Consider the following 20,371-nt stretch of genomic DNA (forward strand, 5'->3'; position numbering starts at 1 on the left):
ACGTAGCGAACTTAGCATGTGAACATTCCTGCCTCGTCAGTTTGACTGACTACCTATGAATCATCATAGGATTTTTTTATAAAAACTCGAATTAACAGGTACGTTTTGTCTTGTTTAGTTTTCAAAGATCATATTCCTCATCGCTCAGAGGCGACTTTCTCAATATAACATTTGTGCACTGTGTGCGTCAAGTGTTTTTCAGAAATTCTTTTTATCTGCTTTTCTTTCAAAGCAATGTCAATCACTCATTAGCGACGTATAATAATATAGCATCATAATAATCATACGTCAATATTTTTTTTCACAAAATATCCTCTATGATAGATTTTTTGTCCTTTTGTCTCAATTGCCTCTACTTGCACGATCCCTTTTTCTACAAAGAAGTCGATCATTACGCTAAGGTCAGGTGTGAAATGCTTGAGTTCAGGGTGCGCCAAAAGCTCTCCGAAGAGCCAAATGTCCTGTTGCTCCATCACATGCCGCAAATGTGCAGCCCCAATTTCTGCTTTTGAATGGATGAGAAAATCATTCGCTAAGAATAAGAGTTCCAACCGTTTATGCAAGCTTTCATGACTTTCAATTAGTTCGGAATACAGTTTGTATACTTCTGGCTCCATATGACGAACTTGATTCCAAACCGTCACTTCTGGATGAAAGCCTTTGTCAATCACTTCGATCCTTGCAAGGTGATGCAGTGCATGCACAATGGAATTATATGCATCAAGAAATTGATTTGACTCAAAAAATGCTTTTCCTTCTATATATCTACGAATCAGCTTGCCATACTCTAAGCCAATCTTCAGCTTCCGGTTTGAAAACGGAAATGTACTCAGCTCATCAATTAAGTTGAAAATATATTCATTTCGATCAAACAAGATCTTTCCATTTAAAATCCAGTCAATGATTCGGCGGTTTGTTCCAAGCGTAATCCATTCTTTCAATTGATCATCAGTGACAACATTTAAAGAAGCAGTCTGATGATCAGATTCATAGTGTTTGATAAAAAGTGGATCTTTTGCTTCTTTTACAATGACGAGAAGTGCTGCATCAAAGTTATCCGTCTCAGAAGATACTTTATGTCTTCTTTCTACTATAATCACAGCTAATGTATCTGGATGACTTGCTCTTTCTTGATAAATAGGACGGAGAAGATTTTCCATAGTGATTTCCTCCAATACTCGGGTGTAAAATTCTTCTCTAATGCTATGTATTTCTCCCCATAGAATCAAAATTCCTTCAATACATAAAAAAAGATGATGATAAGCAATTCGCTATTCCCAATTCAAATAGAGTGGGAAAATGTGCTATATTGAATACAAGGGGGACTAGGGATGGCGAAATACTCCAGTAAGATTAATAAAATCAGAACATTTGCACTTAGTTTGGTTTTTGTCGGTTTTTTGATCATGTATATCGGTGTGTTCTTTAAAGAATCAATCTGGTTGTCGACTTTCTTTATGCTATTAGGGGTCTTATCGATTGGATTAAGTACAGCTGTTTACTTTTGGATTGGCATGCTTTCAACAAAAGCAATCCGAGTCATTTGTCCAGGTTGTGAAAAGGAAACGAAAGTACTTGGGCGAGTGGACATGTGCATGCACTGTAGAGAGCCTCTCACACTTGATCCATCTTTAGAGGGTAAAGAGTTTGATGAATCGTACAATCGAAAGAAATCATGAAAATAAGCTGACCAATTAACGGGTCAGCTTTTAATTAATGGTTTTCTTTTTTTGCACATTCTTGACAAGTTCCATAGATCTCTAAGCGATGATGACTTACTTTAAAGCCTGTCACATGGGATGCAAGCTGTTCGACTTCATCAAGCCCAGGATAGTGAAAATCAACGATTTTCCCACAATTTTCACAGATCGCATGGTAATGGTCAGATGTGGCAAAATCAAAGCGACTTGAAGAGTCACCATATGTTAATTCTTTTACCAATCCAGATTCCCGGAAAACTCGTAAATTGTTGTAAACCGTTGCTACACTCATATTTGGAAATTTTCCTTCAAGTGCTTTATATATATCGTCCGCGGTTGGGTGTGTCATAGAATTTACGAGAAACTCCAAGATGGCATGGCGCTGCGGAGTAATTCGAACACCGGTTTCTTTTAAAGCATCTAAAGCGTCTTTTAGTTCGTGAGCAGCCATTTCATCATGCACCTCTCTTCAAAAATATTCTTACATTGTAATCTTTATAATTAGTGTACCTCCCCAACCGAAACTTTGTCAATTACAATCCTCTATTTTACCTATTCTTCTTTATAAAAAAGACCGGCTTGGTAGCCGATCTTGCTTAAACGTGAGATTTTAACTCTTCTAGCGCTTCTTCTACGTGGTCTTTCACCTTTACTTTACGCCATTCTTTCACAAGTGTTCCTTCTTTATTAATAAGAAACGTTGATCGTTCAATGCCCATGTATTCTTTGCCAAAGTTTTTCTTCAGCTTCCATACCCCGAATGCTTCAGAAAGCTTTTGTTCATCATCTACGAGGAGTAAGAACGGTAAGTCATGTTTTTCTTTAAACTTTTGATGTTTATCTTGGCTATCTGGACTTACACCAATAATGACTGCATCCAAGTCTGCAAAGCTCTGATGACGATCACGGAAATCACATGCCTCTGTTGTACAGCCTGGTGTCATATCTTTTGGATAAAAATAAAGCACGATGTGTTTTCCTTTAAAATCAGATAGCTTTACTTTCTCCCCTTGATCACCGGTTAATTCAATATCAGGTACTTGCTGACCCACTTCAATTGTCATGTCACAATCCCTCCAACCTCTTTTTCATTAGCCTATCCAATTTTGAATTGATATTCAACTAAGGACGCTTGCATCATCATGTTAGAATAGGGATAGACGACGTGATACGTTGAGATAGGAGGCTATTTTTTATGAAATTAACAGAATCAGAAAAATTACATCAAGAGGCGCTGGAGCATATTGTCGGAGGGGTGAATAGCCCATCTCGTTCATATAAAGCAGTAGGCGGTGGATCACCTGTAGCCATGGAAAGAGGAGAAGGCGCTTATTTTTGGGATGTTGACGGAAACCGCTACATCGATTATTTGGCAGCATATGGCCCAATCATTACAGGTCATGCACATCCTCATATTACAAAAGCCATCACGAAAGCAGCTCAAACAGGTGTCCTTTATGGAACACCAACGAAGCATGAAGTGAAATTTGCTAAAATGCTAAAAGAAGCGATGCCTGCAATGGATAAAGTACGTTTTGTCAATTCAGGTACTGAAGCGGTCATGACCACAATTCGTGTGGCACGTGCTTATACAGGAAGAACGAAAATCATCAAATTTGCTGGATGCTATCACGGCCATTCTGACCTTGTGCTTGTCGCAGCTGGATCCGGTCCATCTACTTTGGGAACTCCTGATTCAGCTGGTGTACCTAAAAGTATTGCGAATGAAGTCATCACTGTCCCATTTAATGATATTGAGAGCTATAAAGCCGCTTTAGATCAATGGGGTGATGAAATTGCAGCTGTCCTTGTTGAGCCAATTGTCGGTAACTTTGGTATCGTAGAACCGAAAGAAGGGTTTTTGCAACAGGTGAATGACCTCACTCATGAAAAGGGCGCACTCGTGATCTACGACGAAGTAATCACAGCCTTCCGCTTTATGTATGGCGGTGCCCAGGACTTACTTCAAGTAAAACCTGACCTGACCGCATTAGGGAAAATTATTGGGGGCGGCCTTCCAATTGGGGCTTACGGCGGTAAAAAGGAAATTATGGAGCAAGTCGCTCCGCTTGGACCAGCCTACCAAGCTGGCACGATGGCAGGGAACCCTGCGTCCATCCTTTCTGGTATTGCATGCTTAGAAGTATTAAAGGAAGATGGCGTCTACGAGCAGCTCGATCATCTCGGTGCTATGTTAGAAGAAGGGATTTTAGCCCATGCGAAAAAACACCAAGTAGATATTACAGTGAATCGCTTAAAAGGTGCTCTGACGATTTATTTTACAAAAGAAACGATTGTGAACTACGAGCAGGCTGAAAATACGGATGGCGAGATGTTCGCCCGCTTCTTCAAATTGATGCTCACGCAAGGGATCAATCTTGCCCCTTCTAAATATGAAGCTTGGTTCTTAACAATTGCACATACCGAAAAAGATATTTCTGATACGTTAAAAGCGGTAGATTATGCATTTGAACAACTAAAAAAATAGAAATCACCCAAAAAGCAGACGTGAAAATCTACGTCTGCTTTTGTATATATCAGCTCTTCATTGTCAAATGTGTGTAAATCTGATACATTTCATCACACACCCTTCTTTTAAGTTTTCATAAACTTTCAGAAATCACTTGAATATTTCGGAAGACCGCTGTATATTACTTAGTTGTTTCATGAAAATATTGATGTTATATGACAAGCGTCATCTCATATCAAAAAGAAAGGAATGCAGGGACAAAACCAATGAAACTTGGAGCCCGTATTTTAAAAACTGGTATTGCTATTGTACTCGCGCTTTACCTGGCAACTTGGCTTGGGTTGCCAACGCCCGTCTTTGCGGGAATTGCAGCAGTATTTGCTATCCAGCCATCTATCTATCGTTCATTTTTGACGATTGTTGATCAAGTGCAAGCCAATATTATTGGAGCAGCACTTGCCATTACGTTCGGTCTGCTTTTTGGCACAGGACCAGTCATTATCGGTTTAACAGCCGTTATGGTCATTGCCATTAATTTAAAGCTGAAGATTGAACACACAATTCCGATTGCACTTGTAACTGTCATCGCTATTTTAGAAAGTGCAGGGGATCATTTCCTTTCCTTTGCATTAATTCGAACAGCTACTGTGGTATTAGGTGTACTATCTTCATGTTTAGTGAATTTAATTTTCCTGCCACCGAAGTATGAAACAAAGCTCGTGCATCATATTATGGAAAATACGGAGGAGATTCTCAAATGGATCCGTCTGAGCTCCAGACAGTCTACTGATCATTCCACTTTAAAGGATGACATCGATCAAATAAAAGAACGTTTGATCAAATTAGATCACATTTACTTGTTATACAAAGAAGAACGAAGCTATTTAAAGAAAACAACGTATGTGAAATCAAGAAAGCTGGTTTTGTTCAGGCAGGCCATCGTGACATCTAATCGTGCCCTGTACCTGCTCAAAAAGCTTCATAGATTAGAAAATGAAATTTATTTAATGCCAGATCATTTCCGGGAAAGTTTAATAGATGAAATTGATTATTTACTCTATTGGCATGAACGGACCTTGATGAAGTTTGTTGGAAAAATGAAGCTTCAGGACGATGACTTACAGGACGAACGTTCTCAACGTCTTGAAACATTAACGAAATCATTTATCAAACATCAACAAAACCAAGAAAATGAAATACTGGATTATAATATGTTAAATGTGATGTCTAGCATCATTGAATATCGTGATGAGTTGCAGCACTTAGATACTTTAATTACAAGCTTCCAAACATATCATCCAAAAGATAGTGAAATTGAAACGGAAGAAAAAGAAGCCTAAACAAATAAGACCGGAGAACCGGTCTTATTTTATTTTCTTCATTTTAGGATCAAGCGTATCTCTTAAGCCATCTCCCATGAGGTTAAAACCAAGGACTGTGAGCATGATCGCAATGCCTGGGAAGATCAAGGTCCACGGCGCTTGAACGAGATACGGTCTTGCATCAGCGAGCATTTTGCCCCATTCTGGACTTGGCGCCTGCGCCCCCAGCCCTAAAAACCCCAGCGCTGCAGCTTCAATAATCGCAGTGCCAATAGCGAGCGTCGCCTGTACAATGACCGGCACCATACTATTTGGCAGGATGTGACGCAGGACAATACGCCGGTTTGACATCCCAACAGCCTTTGCTGCAAGGACGTATTCTTCTTGTTTAATACTTAGTACCTTCGAGCGCACCAATCGCCCAAACGTCGGAACGTTAATGATCGCGATGGCAATTAGCGCATTTTGCAAGGAAGGACCTAATATAGAGACAACAGCTATGGCTAATAGAATGCTAGGAAAGGCAAGTAAAATATCAAAGAGTCTAGAGATGACTGCATCCAGTAGCCTTCCCCCATAGCCTGCCATTAACCCGAGCAGTGTGCCAAGAACAACTGATCCGAGAACTGAGAAGAAACCAACCCATAACGATATCCGCGCCCCATGCACCACTCGTGAAAAAATATCTCTACCGAAATCATCCGTACCAAACCAGTGTGCGGCTGATGGTGCGCTAAACCGTTCACCAAGTGATTGTTCATTGATGCCATAAGGAGCAATGAGCGGTGCAAAGATCGCTAGCATGAGAAACAAAAAGACAATCACACTGCCGATGACCGCTAACTTGTGCTGAAAAAACTGTTTGACTGCTTCATGCATCAGTGATTGAGAGCGCTCTTTTTTTAGCTGAGGTGATTGAAGTTCTTTATGCACTTCCATGTTGTCACTCTCCCTTCTCTAATATTTAATCCTCGGGTCAATGACTGCATACAATATATCCACAATGAAATTGATCATGACAAAAATAAGCGCAACCATCAGAATGCCTGTTTGAATGACGGGGTAATCACGATAGCTGATGGCATCATATATATATCGTCCAATGCCAGGCCAAGCAAAAATCGTTTCTGTTAAAATTGCCCCTCCTAGCAAGAGCCCTGTCTGAAGACCAATAATCGTCAAGATTGGAATAAGGGCATTTTTCAGTCCATGCTGATAAATGACGAAAAATGAACGGACCCCTTTTGCTTTTGCTGTGCGAATAAAATCTGAATGGAGCACTTCCAGCATACTTGCCCTTGTAATTCTCGCAATAATCGCAGCTGGGATTGTCGCCAGTGCCGTACTTGGCAAAATCAAATGCTTGATGCTGTCGAGGAATTGATCAAATCGGCCCTGCAAAAGTGTATCCAGTGTATGAATATAGGTAATGGATTCAACAGGATTTCTTACGTTTTCTCGCCCCGTTGTTGGCAAAAGACCCCATTCGATTGAAAATAGCCATTGCCCCATTAACCCTAGCCAAAAAATCGGCATAGACACCCCAATCAAGGCAATAAACATGGCCATATAGTCAAAGACAGAATGCTTAAACCACGCACTAATGATCCCTGCATTGACTCCAACAATAATCGCCAGTACCATCGCAAAAAAAGTTAGTTCTAACGTGGCAAACAAATAAGGCTTCATTTCTTGGGCAATCTCCGCCCCGGTTCGAATGGAAGTACCTAAATCACCTTTTAAAAGGCCGAGCATGTAGTGGCCATATTGAATGTACCAAGGCTGGTCTAGGCCCAGCTGGATCGTTAATTGCGCGACCGCTTCTTTTGTTGCCCTCTGCCCTAAAATCACCTGAGCTGGATTCCCCGGAATAAACCGGATAATCGAGAACACCACCAATGTCATGCCAATTAGTACTGGAATCAGCATTCCTGCTCGTTTCAAACAATAAGCAAACAAATAGCTTTCACCGCCTTCTCATTTGTTTGAATAAGGGAGATGAACATTCACCTCCCTTATGTGCTTATTCGAAATACACGTTCGTTAAAGCTTCTGAACCGGTTGGGTGCGGCTGATACCCCTTTACATCACTAGATGCTGCTAGCATTGGGATCGAATGCACCAAAGGAATCCAAGGCGCTTCCTCATGAATAATTTCTTGTGCTTCTTGATACAGTTCATTTCGTTTCTTTTGATCGGTGTCTGTTTGTGCCTCAATTAATATGTCATGCATTTTGTCATTTTGAAAGAATGTATAGTTATTCCCACCGATGCTGTCTTCGTCCAATAGTGTGTAAAGGAAGTTATCAGGATCTCCGTTGTCTCCCGTCCAGCCTAACAGGAACACATCTGCTTCTCCTTTGCTGACTTTATCTAAATAAGTGGCCCAATCATATGTGAGAATCTCTGCTTTGACGCCAATCTTTTCAAAGTTTGATTGAATCACTTCTGCCACTTTCATCCCATCAGGCATATATGGACGTGGTACTGGCATCGCCCATAGTTTTATGCGAAAACCATCAGCATACCCTGCCTCTTTTAATAGTTCTTTTGCTTTTTTGGGGTCATATGGGTATGGCTCAATGTCGTCATTGTAGCCTTCTAAGGCTGGTGGAAGTGGGCTTTTCGCAGGTTCGGCAAGGCCTCCGTAAAATGACTCAATGATTGATTTCTTATCGACTGCATAATTGAGCGCCTGTCGAACCAGTTTGTTATCTAGCGGTTTTCTCGTCACTGTCATGCCAATATAACCGACATTCATCGAAGGTCGTTCAATGAGCTGTAGCGTATTGTCTGATTTTATCCCATCTAAATCTGATGGGTTTACGCCATCCATTAAGTCAATCTCTCCTGTTTTTAAGGCATTGAGACGGGCTGAGTTTTCTGGAATTGAGCGGAAGATGATTTGATTTAGCTTCGGCTGATTCTCTTGCCAATAATCTTCATTCTTCTCTAATACAATGCGGTCATTTTGCTTCCACTCTTTAAACTTAAATGGACCAGTTCCAACTGGATTTTCTCTAAACGCATCGCCACTTTTTTCAATCGCAGTCGGGCTTGCGATACCAAATGGAGACATGGCGATGTTTTTAAGGAACGTAGCTTGTGGGCGTTTTAATTTAAATTCAACTTCATGTTCACCTTTGACGATGATGTCTTGTATCACATGACCTTTATCTTTTTTGTAGCCGCCGAACATCCCGTAATAAGGGAATTTCTCTGCGTCTCCGTTCATCCATCGTTCAAAATTAAACTTCACTGCTTCTGCGTTAAAGTCCGTTCCATCATGAAATGTCACACCTTTTCTCAAATAGAACGTGTACGACTTCCCATCCTTGGCAACATCCCAGTCTGTTGCTAAACCTGGATGGATGGTTGTATCTTTTTCACCATAGTTCAGGAGTTTTTCAAACATATTTTCTGTGACTTTAAAAGTCTCACCTTCTGTCGTTGTAATCGGATCAAGTGAAGTAGAGTCTCCCCCTCTGCCAAATACGAGGGTGTCTTTTGTGGCCTTTTCTTCCGATGTCGACGCAGATGAACATCCACCTAGAAATAACGAGAGTGCTAGTACAAACATGAAGCTACTGAACAACCAAGTCTTCTTCATCGTGTTCCTCCTTTTGATATAAATAACATGCAGCTGCATGGCCTTCCTTTGTTTCATACAAAGATGGAACTGCCTTTAAGCATTGATCCCATCTTTTTGGACACCTATGATAAAAAGGACATCCACCTTCTCCTATCATCGCAATTTCTTCTACGGCTGCATCTTGTGCTTCTAACACTTGGTCCATTTGTGGAATCGATGACAGAAGCAGCAAAGTATAAGGGTGAAGCGGTTTGCCAAATACTTCTTCCGCAGGTCCCATTTCGACAATTCGACCAGCATACATCACCGCAATTCGATCGCTCATATATCTCACAACGCCCAAGTCATGTGAGATAAATAAATACGTCAAAGAGAGCGTCTTCTGCAATTCAAGCATCAAGTTCAGAATTTGCGCTTGAACGGACACATCTAAAGCTGACACAGGTTCATCGGCAATGACTAGACTTGGATGTGTGATAAGGGCTCTGGCAATGCCAATTCGCTGCCTCTGTCCACCGCTAAATTGATGGGCATACCGTTCTCCATAAGAAGGGTCAAAGCCAACGATGTGCAACAGATCGTTTACCCGTTTCTGTCGCTCTTTTTTCGTCCCGTGCTTATGAACGATCAACGGTTCCTCTAATATATCTTTGATTTTCATGCGTGGATTTAAAGAAGCATATGGATCTTGAAAAATCATCTGAATGTCTTTTCTTAATGAACGCATTTCTTTCTCATTCAGCTGTGTCACTTCTTTCCCCTTCATGTGAATAGAGCCAGAAGTCGGTTCAACCAACCTCATCAAGCTTTTGCCAAGGGTCGATTTGCCGCAGCCGGATTCACCCACAATGCCAAGCGTCTCTCCTTCATTGACATGAAAGGACACTTGATTTAAAGCCATCGCCGCCTGCTTTTTTTTAGAAAAAAATGATGTGGTGTCATAGCGCTTTGTCAGTTGTTGCACTTGCAGTAGTGGTTGACTCAGTTTCTTCTCCTCCTTCCATGAGAAAGCATGCAACGCGGTGATCGTGGACAATAGACTGTAAAGTTGGTTCTTTTTCGATACATTGTGGCATTTGATATGGACATCGTGGGGCAAACGGACAACCTGATTGGATGGCTCCAGGCTTTGGCACATGACCAGCGATTGAGAGCAGTTTTTCCTTTTTCTCTTTAAATGATGGTACAGAGGCGAAAAGACCTTTCGTGTAGGGATGTTGAGGTTTTTGGAAAATACGGTCAACGGTACCTTCTTCTACGATTCGACCGGCGTACATAATCATGACACGCTTGCATATTTGTCTCACAACACCTAGATCGTGAGTAATAAATAAAACCGCTGTGTTCATCTCTTCATTTAGTTTTTTCAGTAAGCGAAGGATTTGGGCCTGAATGGTGACATCGAGTGCCGTTGTTGGTTCATCCGCGATCATGAGTTTCGGATGACAAAGCATCGCCATCGCAATCATCACACGCTGACGCATCCCGCCTGATAGTTCATGAGGGTACTTTTTGAGTAACGCTTCTGCTTGTTTGAGTCCAACTGTCTCCAGAAGATGGACCGCTTTTGTTTTGGCTTCTTTTTGGCTGATAGATTGATGGGTGAAAAGGGCTTCTGTCATTTGCTTACCAATGGTCATGAGTGGATTTAAGGATGTCATCGGTTCTTGGAAAATCATCGAAATGTCATTTCCTCTGATGTCACGCCACTGTTTTTCTGATAGTGATAAGAGGTTTTGACCTTCAAAGAGAATGTCACCTGTTGTTTCTGTTTGGTGATTCAGTCCCATTAACGACATCGACGTAATACTTTTCCCACACCCCGATTCTCCAACAATGCCTAAAGTTTCTCCTTTTTGAATCGCAAAAGAAATGTGATGGACGATAGGAACTCTTTGCTTCTTTTGTTGAAAGGCAATGGATAGCTGCTTCACATCTAGCAATACTTCGTGTTCTTTCACATGTTCACCACCCCGTCATACTTTTTAAAATTGTATTGAGACAAGCTGGGAAATATGTCATGTTTTTGACAAGCATAAAAAAGCCTATCCGCTAGAATCGGATAGGCTTTTACTAATTTAATGTTTGAATGGTAAATAGATGTCGATAGTGACTGTCTCTGTTCATTAATTCTTCGTGTGTTCCTTTTTCCACAATCTCACCTTGTTCCATGACCACAATTTGGTCGGCATGTGTAATGGTGGATAAGCGGTGAGCGACTATAAAGGTTGTTCTGTCCTTTGCCAGCTTTTGCATGGCTTCTTGAATATAATGTTCACTTTCTAAATCAAGTGCAGATGTCGCTTCATCCAAAATGAGCAGCGGTGGATTTTTGAGAAAAACCCTAGCAATTGAAACCCGTTGTTTTTGACCACCCGAAAGTTTGACGCCCCGTTCTCCTACCTTTGTGTCATATCCCTCTGGAAGTGACATGATAAACTCATGGGCATTTGCCGCTTTTGCCGCCGCCACAATGTCTTCAAAAGATGCCTCTGGGTTTCCGATCGAAATATTTTCTTTAATGGTATCACTGAATAGGAACGTATCTTGTAGAACCATACCTACTTGATTCCGTAAACTTCTCGCTTTGTATGCTTTAATATCAACGCCATCAATTTCCAGTGAACCATTTGTCACATCATAGAATCTCGGAATGAGACTCACGAGTGTGGACTTTCCTCCACCACTCATTCCTACAAGCGCAATCGTCTGACCCTTCTCTACTTTTAAGGAGATATTGTGCAAAATCTCTCCCTGTGTCTGTTCATAACGAAACGATACATTCTTAAATTCTACTTCTCCTTTTAAGTGATCGGCTTCTTTTGCGTTTGGACGATCCGTCACCTCATATGGCTCATCGATAAATTCAAAAATACGATCCATCGATGCCACGGACTGGGTGAGTGTCGTTGATGAGTTAATCAGACGACGAATCGGGTTGTACATCCGGTCAATATAGCCGACAAACGCAATCATGGTTCCAATCGAAAGCGATCCGTTTATGACCGTATATCCTGCAAATGCGATGATCAGAAGCGGTGCAATATCTGTGATCGTATTGACGACTGCAAATGTTTTGGCATTCCAATTCGTATGGTTCAATGCTTTGTTTAAGAAATTCTTGTTTTCATCGTGAAAATGTTCTTGCTCATATTCCTCAATCGCAAAGCTGCGAATGACTGGCATTCCTTGTACCCGCTCATGAAGATGTCCTTGTACTTCTGCTAGTGCCTGTGACCGCTCCTTTGTCAGCTTGCGAAGCCGTCCATAAAAATACTTCACAGCAAACGCATAAAGCGGGAAAATAATGACGGACACGATGGTGAGCTTAATATCGAGTGTACACATGATCGCAATGACAATGAGGACTGTCATTAAATCAAGCCAAATGTTCATCAATCCTGTAATCACAAATTCCTTCGTCTGCTCTACATCGTTGATCACCCTTGATATGATCTCACCCGTTCTCGTATTCGCATAGTAACGCAGGCTTAATTTTTGAATATGAGAGAATAACTTTTCTCGAATATCAAACAGCACCTTACTGCCTGTCCATTGTGCAAAATATTGTCTGTAATATTCAACAGGCGGTCTCATCACTAAAAATAAAACGAGCATGATTCCCATGATAATCAGTAAAGTTGAAGTCTTTTCATCCGCCGTACCAGAACCTTGAATGACATCATCAATGACATACTTTAATAGCAGAGGCAAGGTTAAAGGAATCGAGAATTTAATCATCCCGATGACCATTGTCAAAGCAATCTGTTTTTTATATGGTGTAACAAAAGCCATGTAGCGTTTAATGATCCCCATGTAAATCTCCTTCCCAATCTATCAGCGCATCATATCCCTATGCAGTCAAAAACCTGTTAGCTCATATGAAAGCCAAACAGGTTTTTGCTATTACTTATTTTGTATAATGTAAAAAACGTTCATACCACATATCTACAAATTCTGGAGCAAACGGGCCTTTTCGCTGGTGAATCCAATACAATAATGTATTCAGATGCTCTCTTAAGATACTGTCGATTTCTTTTGGATAATTCATTTCTCTCTTATGATCTGCATATTCGTCCTCATCCAAAATATTATACGTCATGTCTGGGAAGACTTTGACGTCTAAATCGTAATCAATATACTTAATGGCCTCTTCATCGGTCGCAAAAGGAGAGCTAATGTTGCAATAATAATAAACCCCATCATCTCTAAGCATCCCAATTACATTAAACCATTGTTTCGCATGAAAATAGCAAATAGCCGGTTCTCTCGTCATCCATGTACGGCCATCGGATTCGGTCACCATTGTACGGTCGTTTGCACCAATGATGCACAATTCCGTTGCTTTTAGAATGGTGGTTTCATTCCAAATTCTGTGGATCAAGCCATTGTGTTTATAGCTTTGAATTTGGATGTTTTCTCCTTCCTTGGGATAGCCCATATTTTCTCCCCTACTTTCTATAACAAACAAACCTAACAGTCCAAAGACCTAAATTCCCAACTAAACATGTCTCTATTATATTATACAGTTACATAGGTAAAAAATGAAATAAAAAAGCCATTCAACTCAATTGAACGGCACACTAAATTACATCACGGTAGAGCTTTTCTCCATTTCTTTGTACGAATTGATCACTTGTTCTGTTTGTTTTGTAAATAAAGTTTGAACTTGCTTCAGTTCTAGCCGTTTTTGTTTGATCTCATCGTGAAGCTTATGCCATTCGTCTTTTTTTTCATTCAGCAGCAATTGTTTTTCTGTTTCTAAACACATATCAAGCTCTCCTTGAACGTTGAGCAACTGATCCATAAGCTGAAGTTGTTCTTTCACAAGCTGATCAAAATCAGACATCCAACTCCTCCTTTTCATGTTCATCCACTTTTGTTTCTATACCATTTCTTGAAAGGTTGCGGAAGTCCTTTGACTGTTTATGTAGAGGTTTTACAGGTTTTGTCGGATATTGGTTTTCATCAAAAAAGAAAGCACTCCATTCGATTATGAAGTGCTTTCCTCTGTTACATTGATTAGCTGTTTTGTTGTTTGTTTTGCTCAGCTTGTTGGTTGTATTTTTTGACGTGCTGTGCATCAGTCTCGCTAGCAAATTCAGTGCCATATTGACCTTGTGCAGCAGCTTGGTTTTGTTTTTTCACATGTTGTGCGTTTGTTTTGTTTTGTTGATTATTCATTATTATCACCTCCACGCACATTAATTTGTGCAGAAGGTGTAAATCCTATTCATTATTTTTTTAAACGAGTAAAGAACGTCCGCCATCCACAATAATGGTTTGTCCTCTAATCATATCTGCCTTGCCTGAAACAAGGAATTCTACACTGTCGACCATGTCTTTGATTTCCACCATACGGCCTGCTGGTGTATTTTTCTTTGCATCTTCCAATAATTCTTCTCTGTTTGGAAAATGTTTTAATGCGTCTGTATCAATGGCACCGCCTGAAACTGCATTGACCACGATATTTTTTTGTGACAATTCCACAGACAAGTAGCGCGTTAATGCTTCAAGGGCTGCCTTTGAGACACCAACCACTGTGTAATTTTCAAGATAGCGAATCGATCCTAATGAGCTGATGCTGACGATGTGCCCACCACCATTTTTCTCCATCAGCTTAGCCGCTTCTTGTCCACAGAATAATAAGGCTTTCGCATTGATATTCATTGTCCAATCCCAATGATTTTCTTCAAGATCCATAATTGGACGTTGTACACCAGATGCCGCATTGTTAATGAACACATCTAAACGGCCAAATGTTTCCTCTATTTGCTGGAACATGTCTTTGATTTTTTCTGGTTGACCAACATTGGCTTTGACGACAAGTGTTTTTACACCTAATGCTTCAATTTCTTCTGCTGTTTCGAGTGCAGCCTTTTTGCTTCTGGCATAGTTGATGACAATGTCGTATCCTTTTTCAGCCAAGCGAAGGGCTACTGCCTTTCCAACCCCTCTACTACTACCTGTAATTAAAGCACATTTACGTTGACTCATTATGGTTCATCTCCTGATTTGAATAGTTTTCGTCCATTCGTTTCACACTAATAGAAAAGTTCCTATTAGGAGGTTAGATTCATGTATGTCGGACGTGATTTAAGCCAGCTTGGCATGATGTCCAAGGACCAATGGAAAGATACTGAGCTTGCATTTTTCCATCATGCTTTCCAACAAATTTTACCTTATTTAAACGAAGAAGGGCAATCAAAGTATCGAGAAATCGTCATTGAAATTGAAAACCGTGGAGGACTACACCGAAATGAAGCAGATTACACCCACGGAACAACGGTTAAATACGACTAGTCTGTTCGTTTGCCATCTTCCATATTTTTTGGTGAGAAACTGGTAATGCGTAAGCCTCAAGCTCTTCTTTTGTTACTCGTTTCAATGTCGTGTCATGTTCTACAGTGGTGACACGACCAATGAATACAGAAATATTCCAGATGAGGTGGGTAAAGATGTGCTGAATGGTTCCTTCTAAGTCACCAATTTCAGCCTGTATCCCTGCCTCCTCTTCTAAAAATTGAAGCAGTTGCTCCTTCTCTGTCTTTCTTCCCTTTATTGTTTCCATGTTTGGAAATTCCCATAGGTTCGCGAGCAAACCTGTATTTGGTCGCTTATGAATATAAAGGTGACCTTCATCGTCAAATAAGACCGCTGCTGCCATTGATTTGGCCGTAGGCTTTTTCTTTTTGCTTTTCACTGGCAGCTCATGCTGAACCCCTTCCTCTAAAGCCGAACAGTGCATGTTCACAGGACAGATGAGACAGGCAGGTGATGTCGGAGTACAAATGAGTGCCCCTAATTCCATTAATCCTTGGTTAAATTCAGAAGGCTTTTCCCGGGAAATGAGCTGATCAACTGCAAATTCGAAAATATGTCTTGTTTTTGGTTTTGCAATGTCATCCCAAATGGATAAGATACGAGAAATGACCCTCATGACGTTGCCATCTACCGCAGGGTACGGCTTGTTATAGGCGATGCTCAATACTGCACCACTTGTATAAGGGCCTACACCTTTAAGCTTTGAGAACTGTTCTTTTGTATCAGGGACAACACCCCCGTAGGATTCATATACTTCTTTCACAGCTGACTGTAAATTACGCACTCTTGAGTAGTAACCAAGACCTTCCCATGCTTTCATGACCTTTTCTTCATCAGCTAAAGCAAGATCTTTGACCGTTGGGAATTGCTCCATAAACCGAAGAAAATAAGGAATGACCGTATCCACCCTCGTTTGCTGAAGCATCACTTCTGATACCCAAACGCGGTATGGATCTTGATTTTCACGCCATGGCAATGTTCTTTTTTCTTTTTCATACCAATCAATTAAATCACGCTGAAAACCCGTAATGTCTTTACGATCCAGCTTTTCTTGAATGTCTTTCATGTTTAAACTCCTTATCATCGAACCAAGGGCTAACGTTCTGAAAAGAACCTTATTTGTTGTATACTGTTTGTAGATACGTTAACATGTTACATTAAATCAAGACAAAGCAAAAGGAATTTTGCACATAGTGTTGATGAAAGACGTATACTTTGTATGATTGTTCCTAAGCTTGACAACTAGGAGGTAATCAATTGGATACTGGTACTCATGTAGTAATGGGCATTTCTCTTGGGGGACTTGCACTTTTAGATCCAGTCGTCAGCTCAGACCCACACATGGCACATGCCGTCATGTTTGCTACAATAGTCGGCTCCCAAGCACCAGATATTGATACTGTGCTAAAACTAAAAAATAATGCAGTTTATATACGAAATCACCGGGGGTTTACGCATTCGATTCCCGCTGTCCTATTTTGGTCACTGCTTATTCCAGCTGTGATTTTCCCGTTTGTCCCTGAGGTGAATGTCCTTCATCTTTGGTTGTGGACACTGTTAGCTGTTGTACTCCATGTGTTTGTTGATATTTTCAATGCATATGGCACACAAGCCATCCGTCCATTTTCAAAAAAGTGGGTGGCACTCGGGATCATTAACACATTTGATCCGTTTATCTTTGCTACACATCTGATCGCGATTGTCGTCTGGGCGATTGGAGGAGCGCCTGGCTATACTTTTATCACACTTTATGCCGTAATATTCTGCTATTACGTTGTGAGGATCATCATGCAACTTCGAATCAAACGTCAACTACGAGAACGTTTTGATGAAATTGAAGAAATCATTATTTCTCCAACGATGAAATTCAGACAATGGCGTATTGCAGTGAAATGCAAATCCTCTTTTCATGTCGGTCGAAGCATGAATGGTGATCTTGTCATTCTAGACACCTTTAACCGTGTGCCTGTGCCAGATACGGAGATCATGAAAATTGCGAAGCAAGATGAAAACATTTCAGCCTTTCTGTCGTTCTCCCCTGTGTATCGCTGGGAAGTGGATAAGTACAAGGACCATTATGAAGTGCGATTCATTGATTTGCGCTACCGAAGTAAAGGTCATTACCCCTTTGTCGCCATCTGCCACATCGATATGAATCATCAAATTAAAAACTCATATACCGGCTGGATTTTCAGTGAAGAAAAACTGCAAAAAAAATTAAGACTCGGCTCCGTGTGAGCGAGTCTTTTTATGTTGTGAGGAAAATGTCTCTCCTCTATAAAAAACACCACTTCAAAAGAAAGTGGTGTTTAAGGTTGTTTTTTATGTTTTCTCCAAGCATAGACGACAGCCAGAAGGAAACTTATGAGTGAGATGAGAGCTAGAATCCGAATATATGGTGGATAATAGGTGAGCACGATCTCGTTTTTCCCTTTTTCAATCGGGAAACCAATAAATGCGTAATTGGCTTTTTCAATCGTTGTTTGTTGCCCGTTGACAGTAAGCTCCCAGCCCTTTTCATATGGAACTGGAATCACCATATAGTCGTCTCCACGCTTGTTATCATATGAAATATCAAAGCGGTTATGTTGGTGATTGACTTGCTGGTTCCCATCATCCTGTTTTTGTTTTTCATATGCTTCTTGCAAGATTCGGTATGGCTCATGATACAGCTTTAAGTCCTTTAATTCATACGTTCCTTTTGGTAATCGAATAGACAGGATTTTCTCAGCTGGTACGCGGATGATGACGTCATTTACACCTGTTTTGTAAACAGATGTATTGCTTTTACGTGATGTGACATATTGATCCACAGAAAGCTGGAAGCCTTCATTCCGATCGATCCGTTTCACATAAAAGCGAACGTACACATCCCCAGTTCGTACCATATCATCTGGAAGAGTCATATTCAGTCCGCCTATTTCCCCAAATACATCGAGCTGACCATCTTCGTACAGCGCTTGTTCTGTATGAATGTTTGCCTCTTGTATTCGATCAGGTGTAGGCTCAATTTGGTCATTCCCTTTTTTGTCCAAAATCACACCTTGTAGCATAGCGTGTTCCTTATCAAGGGCCGAGGCATGCTCGAGTGATGATTCTGAATAGACGGTACTCGTTGTTCGCGCGAACGGAAGGAGACGTGTATTTTCATACACTTGATAATGCTCGCTCTCCATGATTGGCTCAAAGAAAGCAGGTGGTGAGTAAGATAACATCTTGTCTCTCATATAGTACTTGCCATAAGTGAGACTATATAAATTGTTCCGATCACCCATTGTCGCATAACGACTGACACTTTCTCGTCCCATATCAATTTGTAAGTCATTCCAATAAAAGTTTAGCAAATGCTCATTCAATATGCTTGAATACACACTCATCCCTGAAAACCCTATAAACAATGGCGTATTGTTTCGCACACCGTTCATCCAATCAATTCGGGCAAGCGGGTCTTTCGATCGGTTTTGAATTTGTTGAATAAGCTCCGTTTGTTCCGAACCAGCATACGCTTCGCTTCTCAAATACGAATCGGATACTTCCTTAATATTGCTTCCCTCTGATAAATAGCCCTTTTGGTAAACACCTGCTGTCAATAAACTGATCGCAATTAAAGCGGCTGAAAATAACCGGAGGTGTTGACGTTTTTCAGCATGTATACAAAGGAATAGAAAACTAACGACAACTAATCCCAAGCCCGTAAAAATGACAATGTCTAAATTGCGAAGCGCCCGCTCTGACAAAACGACCGACAGAATCAATACGATCCATGCCCCTAACACCGCCCGCTTCTTCCATTTCCATTCTATGTGTGAAAAATGTTTCATGGTAATGGCGACAACTGCACCGACTGTAAACGCTAGAATGTATTCAAATCGGTATTGCGGAGCAGAAAATCCATTAAACACACTCGCCATTTTCGGACTATAGTGAAACATCATTAACAAAACACTAATGGACGAGAACATAAAAAACCAGCGATTCCGATAAAGCGGAATTAGAAATAAACAAATAAGAAAAATGACAGGCAATAAATACACTCTACTTGTAAAGAGCAAATGATCATGCAACTGAAACCAAGGGATGACCTGATCATACGGTGGTCTTAAATTTTGCAGAAAGCCATAAACAGAAGGGATGAAAAAGGTCGCACTGATCCCAAAGGATAATACCGTTGAGATGGCAAGAGTCCAAAAAATCCTCCAGCTTCGTTCTTCACTTCTCAGCTTGATCAACCATCTGAATAAGACATAAATCGCTAAAAAGATAAAATGAATATAGGCAAAGTAAAAATTGTTGATCAGCATAAGGCTGCACGCCACGATAAACCAAGCAGGCTTGCCCGATTTAAAAATACGTTCAACCCCAAGTATGAGTAGCGGAAGCCACATCATACTATCAGCAAAAAACTCCCAAAACGTTTGATGTCGAAAATAGACAATGGATAACCCATAGAGAGCAGCACCTGTCATGGCACCAAGTCGATGTTGAACCATTGAATACAACACACGATAAGCGATAAAGAGGATCAGCGTGAGCTTGATCACACTCAGCCAAATAATCGCATTCGCCCAAAAATGAATGTCAGGTGATTGAATGAGGTGAAGCACATTCATCAACCACACGACAAAGACTGTGACCATAAAGACCGTCGACGTTGTAAAATAATAACCTAATTGCGTATAGATACCGCCGCCTAATCCAAATTGATAAGAATAAAAGAAATTCCCTTTTACATACTCATCATATAGCAGCTTTTTAAATGGGAGCATTTGCGAAATGCCATCACCACTCCCTGTCATAAACCTGCCATTGGCATATTCATATAAAAAAAAGGAGTGTCCTAAAATAGCGAGAATGAGACACATTCCAATGATCCATCTACGTTTCATCATCTAAATCCTTTCCCCAAAAAATTCCTATATGTCTTTGAAACAAAACAACCCAGCAAGCGATTCGTGCTTGCCGG

The 20,371-nt window shown here is 40.7% G+C and carries 20 protein-coding genes; 5 read left to right on the top strand and 15 right to left on the bottom strand.

What is annotated here, in order from left to right; translation table 11 throughout:
* Positions 1–281: 281 nt before the first annotated feature.
* Complete coding sequence (locus AB1K80_RS09885) at positions 282–1,160, bottom strand: nucleotidyltransferase-like protein (protein ID WP_412856449.1); 879 nt, start codon at positions 1,158–1,160, stop codon at positions 282–284.
* Between the two features lie 171 nt (positions 1,161–1,331).
* Here AB1K80_RS09885 and AB1K80_RS09890 point away from each other — a divergent pair, with 171 nt between their 5' ends.
* Entirely contained in the window at positions 1,332–1,679 is a 348-nt protein-coding gene (locus AB1K80_RS09890; protein ID WP_412856450.1) for a YgzB family protein, read from the top strand.
* A gap of 34 nt (positions 1,680–1,713) precedes the next feature.
* On the opposite strand, the gene perR is transcribed toward AB1K80_RS09890, so the two are convergent.
* Together perR and bcp are read right to left on the bottom strand one after the other, a co-directional pair.
* On the bottom strand, positions 1,714–2,151 hold the full coding sequence (gene perR / locus AB1K80_RS09895; protein WP_012009347.1) for a peroxide-responsive transcriptional repressor PerR: 438 nt from the start codon (positions 2,149–2,151) through the stop codon (positions 1,714–1,716).
* Between the two features lie 145 nt (positions 2,152–2,296).
* Positions 2,297–2,764 carry a thioredoxin-dependent thiol peroxidase gene (gene bcp / locus AB1K80_RS09900; RefSeq protein WP_412856451.1) on the bottom strand — a complete coding sequence of 156 codons (468 nt, stop codon included), beginning with the start codon at positions 2,762–2,764 and terminating at the stop codon, positions 2,297–2,299.
* 131 nt (positions 2,765–2,895) lie between these two features.
* Here bcp and AB1K80_RS09905 point away from each other — a divergent pair, with 131 nt between their 5' ends.
* Both AB1K80_RS09905 and AB1K80_RS09910 read left to right on the top strand, forming a co-directional pair.
* Positions 2,896–4,188, top strand: a complete 1,293-nt coding sequence (locus AB1K80_RS09905) for a glutamate-1-semialdehyde 2,1-aminomutase (RefSeq protein ID WP_412856452.1) — start codon at positions 2,896–2,898, stop codon at positions 4,186–4,188.
* Between the two features lie 248 nt (positions 4,189–4,436).
* Positions 4,437–5,510 carry an aromatic acid exporter family protein gene (locus AB1K80_RS09910; protein WP_412856453.1) on the top strand — a complete coding sequence of 358 codons (1,074 nt, stop codon included), beginning with the start codon at positions 4,437–4,439 and terminating at the stop codon, positions 5,508–5,510.
* A 24-nt stretch (positions 5,511–5,534) separates the two neighbouring features.
* Here the strand turns inward: AB1K80_RS09910 and AB1K80_RS09915 are convergent, their stop codons facing one another.
* The 10 genes from AB1K80_RS09915 to fabL all read right to left on the bottom strand — a co-directional run bounded on the left by AB1K80_RS09915 (position 5,535) and on the right by fabL (position 15,081).
* The gene (locus AB1K80_RS09915; protein WP_412856454.1) at positions 5,535–6,431 is read right to left on the bottom strand and encodes an ABC transporter permease; all 897 of its coding nucleotides are present in this window, start codon (positions 6,429–6,431) and stop codon (positions 5,535–5,537) included.
* 18 nt (positions 6,432–6,449) lie between these two features.
* On the bottom strand, positions 6,450–7,451 hold the full coding sequence (locus AB1K80_RS09920; protein ID WP_412856455.1) for an ABC transporter permease: 1,002 nt from the start codon (positions 7,449–7,451) through the stop codon (positions 6,450–6,452).
* 64 nt (positions 7,452–7,515) lie between these two features.
* A complete protein-coding gene (locus AB1K80_RS09925) occupies positions 7,516–9,102 on the bottom strand; it encodes an ABC transporter substrate-binding protein (RefSeq protein WP_412856456.1) in 1,587 nt (528 codons plus the stop codon).
* Positions 9,077–10,054, bottom strand: a complete 978-nt coding sequence (locus tag AB1K80_RS09930) for an ABC transporter ATP-binding protein (RefSeq protein ID WP_412856534.1) — start codon at positions 10,052–10,054, stop codon at positions 9,077–9,079. Before AB1K80_RS09930 ends, AB1K80_RS09925 begins: the two co-directional genes overlap by 26 nt.
* On the bottom strand, positions 10,023–11,045 hold the full coding sequence (locus tag AB1K80_RS09935) for an ABC transporter ATP-binding protein (protein ID WP_412856457.1): 1,023 nt from the start codon (positions 11,043–11,045) through the stop codon (positions 10,023–10,025). The genes AB1K80_RS09930 and AB1K80_RS09935 overlap by 32 nt, the downstream gene beginning before the upstream one ends.
* A gap of 112 nt (positions 11,046–11,157) precedes the next feature.
* Complete coding sequence (locus AB1K80_RS09940; protein ID WP_412856458.1) at positions 11,158–12,900, bottom strand: ABC transporter ATP-binding protein; 1,743 nt, start codon at positions 12,898–12,900, stop codon at positions 11,158–11,160.
* Positions 12,901–12,994: 94 nt separating this feature from the next.
* Positions 12,995–13,525, bottom strand: a complete 531-nt coding sequence (locus AB1K80_RS09945) for a DUF402 domain-containing protein (protein ID WP_412856459.1) — start codon at positions 13,523–13,525, stop codon at positions 12,995–12,997.
* A 147-nt stretch (positions 13,526–13,672) separates the two neighbouring features.
* Positions 13,673–13,933, bottom strand: a complete 261-nt coding sequence (locus AB1K80_RS09950; protein ID WP_412856460.1) for a YgaB family protein — start codon at positions 13,931–13,933, stop codon at positions 13,673–13,675.
* Positions 13,934–14,106: 173 nt separating this feature from the next.
* Entirely contained in the window at positions 14,107–14,268 is a 162-nt protein-coding gene (locus AB1K80_RS09955; protein WP_412856461.1) for a gamma-type small acid-soluble spore protein, read from the bottom strand.
* 60 nt (positions 14,269–14,328) lie between these two features.
* The gene (fabL, locus tag AB1K80_RS09960) at positions 14,329–15,081 is read right to left on the bottom strand and encodes an enoyl-[acyl-carrier-protein] reductase FabL (protein WP_412856462.1); all 753 of its coding nucleotides are present in this window, start codon (positions 15,079–15,081) and stop codon (positions 14,329–14,331) included.
* A gap of 81 nt (positions 15,082–15,162) precedes the next feature.
* Here fabL and AB1K80_RS09965 point away from each other — a divergent pair, with 81 nt between their 5' ends.
* Positions 15,163–15,387 (top strand): hypothetical protein, encoded by a 225-nt coding sequence (locus AB1K80_RS09965; protein ID WP_412856463.1) that lies wholly within the window; start codon positions 15,163–15,165, stop codon positions 15,385–15,387.
* Here AB1K80_RS09965 and mutY read toward each other — a convergent pair.
* On the bottom strand, positions 15,374–16,474 hold the full coding sequence (gene mutY / locus AB1K80_RS09970; protein WP_412856464.1) for an A/G-specific adenine glycosylase: 1,101 nt from the start codon (positions 16,472–16,474) through the stop codon (positions 15,374–15,376). The two genes, AB1K80_RS09965 and mutY, sit on opposite strands and share 14 nt — an antisense overlap.
* A gap of 191 nt (positions 16,475–16,665) precedes the next feature.
* Here mutY and AB1K80_RS09975 point away from each other — a divergent pair, with 191 nt between their 5' ends.
* A complete protein-coding gene (locus tag AB1K80_RS09975; protein WP_412856465.1) occupies positions 16,666–17,646 on the top strand; it encodes a metal-dependent hydrolase in 981 nt (326 codons plus the stop codon).
* A 71-nt stretch (positions 17,647–17,717) separates the two neighbouring features.
* On the opposite strand, the gene AB1K80_RS09980 is transcribed toward AB1K80_RS09975, so the two are convergent.
* Entirely contained in the window at positions 17,718–20,297 is a 2,580-nt protein-coding gene (locus tag AB1K80_RS09980) for a YfhO family protein (RefSeq protein WP_412856466.1), read from the bottom strand.
* Positions 20,298–20,371: the final 74 nt, after the last annotated feature.

The sequence above is a fragment of the Bacillus sp. 179-C3.3 HS genome, assembly GCF_047229225.1.
Lineage (GTDB): Bacteria > Bacillota > Bacilli > Bacillales > Bacillaceae > Bacillus.

What these genes read in the sequence shown, in the direction of transcription:
- perR (WP_012009347.1), bottom strand. Translation starts at nt 2,151, where the DNA reads ATGGCTGCTCACGAACTAAAAGACGCTTTAGATGCTTTAAAAGAAACC.
- AB1K80_RS09905 (WP_412856452.1), top strand. Translation starts at nt 2,896, where the DNA reads ATGAAATTAACAGAATCAGAAAAATTACATCAAGAGGCGCTGGAGCAT.
- AB1K80_RS09915 (WP_412856454.1), bottom strand. Translation starts at nt 6,431, where the DNA reads ATGGAAGTGCATAAAGAACTTCAATCACCTCAGCTAAAAAAAGAGCGC.
- AB1K80_RS09940 (WP_412856458.1), bottom strand. Translation starts at nt 12,900, where the DNA reads ATGGGGATCATTAAACGCTACATGGCTTTTGTTACACCATATAAAAAA.
- bcp (WP_412856451.1), bottom strand. Translation starts at nt 2,764, where the DNA reads ATGACAATTGAAGTGGGTCAGCAAGTACCTGATATTGAATTAACCGGT.
- AB1K80_RS09965 (WP_412856463.1), top strand. Translation starts at nt 15,163, where the DNA reads ATGTATGTCGGACGTGATTTAAGCCAGCTTGGCATGATGTCCAAGGAC.
- AB1K80_RS09925 (WP_412856456.1), bottom strand. Translation starts at nt 9,102, where the DNA reads ATGAAGAAGACTTGGTTGTTCAGTAGCTTCATGTTTGTACTAGCACTC.
- mutY (WP_412856464.1), bottom strand. Translation starts at nt 16,474, where the DNA reads ATGAAAGACATTCAAGAAAAGCTGGATCGTAAAGACATTACGGGTTTT.
- AB1K80_RS09955 (WP_412856461.1), bottom strand. Translation starts at nt 14,268, where the DNA reads ATGAATAATCAACAAAACAAAACAAACGCACAACATGTGAAAAAACAA.
- AB1K80_RS09980 (WP_412856466.1), bottom strand. Translation starts at nt 20,297, where the DNA reads ATGATGAAACGTAGATGGATCATTGGAATGTGTCTCATTCTCGCTATT.
- AB1K80_RS09890 (WP_412856450.1), top strand. Translation starts at nt 1,332, where the DNA reads ATGGCGAAATACTCCAGTAAGATTAATAAAATCAGAACATTTGCACTT.
- AB1K80_RS09910 (WP_412856453.1), top strand. Translation starts at nt 4,437, where the DNA reads ATGAAACTTGGAGCCCGTATTTTAAAAACTGGTATTGCTATTGTACTC.
- AB1K80_RS09945 (WP_412856459.1), bottom strand. Translation starts at nt 13,525, where the DNA reads ATGGGCTATCCCAAGGAAGGAGAAAACATCCAAATTCAAAGCTATAAA.
- AB1K80_RS09885 (WP_412856449.1), bottom strand. Translation starts at nt 1,160, where the DNA reads ATGGAAAATCTTCTCCGTCCTATTTATCAAGAAAGAGCAAGTCATCCA.
- fabL (WP_412856462.1), bottom strand. Translation starts at nt 15,081, where the DNA reads ATGAGTCAACGTAAATGTGCTTTAATTACAGGTAGTAGTAGAGGGGTT.
- AB1K80_RS09950 (WP_412856460.1), bottom strand. Translation starts at nt 13,933, where the DNA reads ATGTCTGATTTTGATCAGCTTGTGAAAGAACAACTTCAGCTTATGGAT.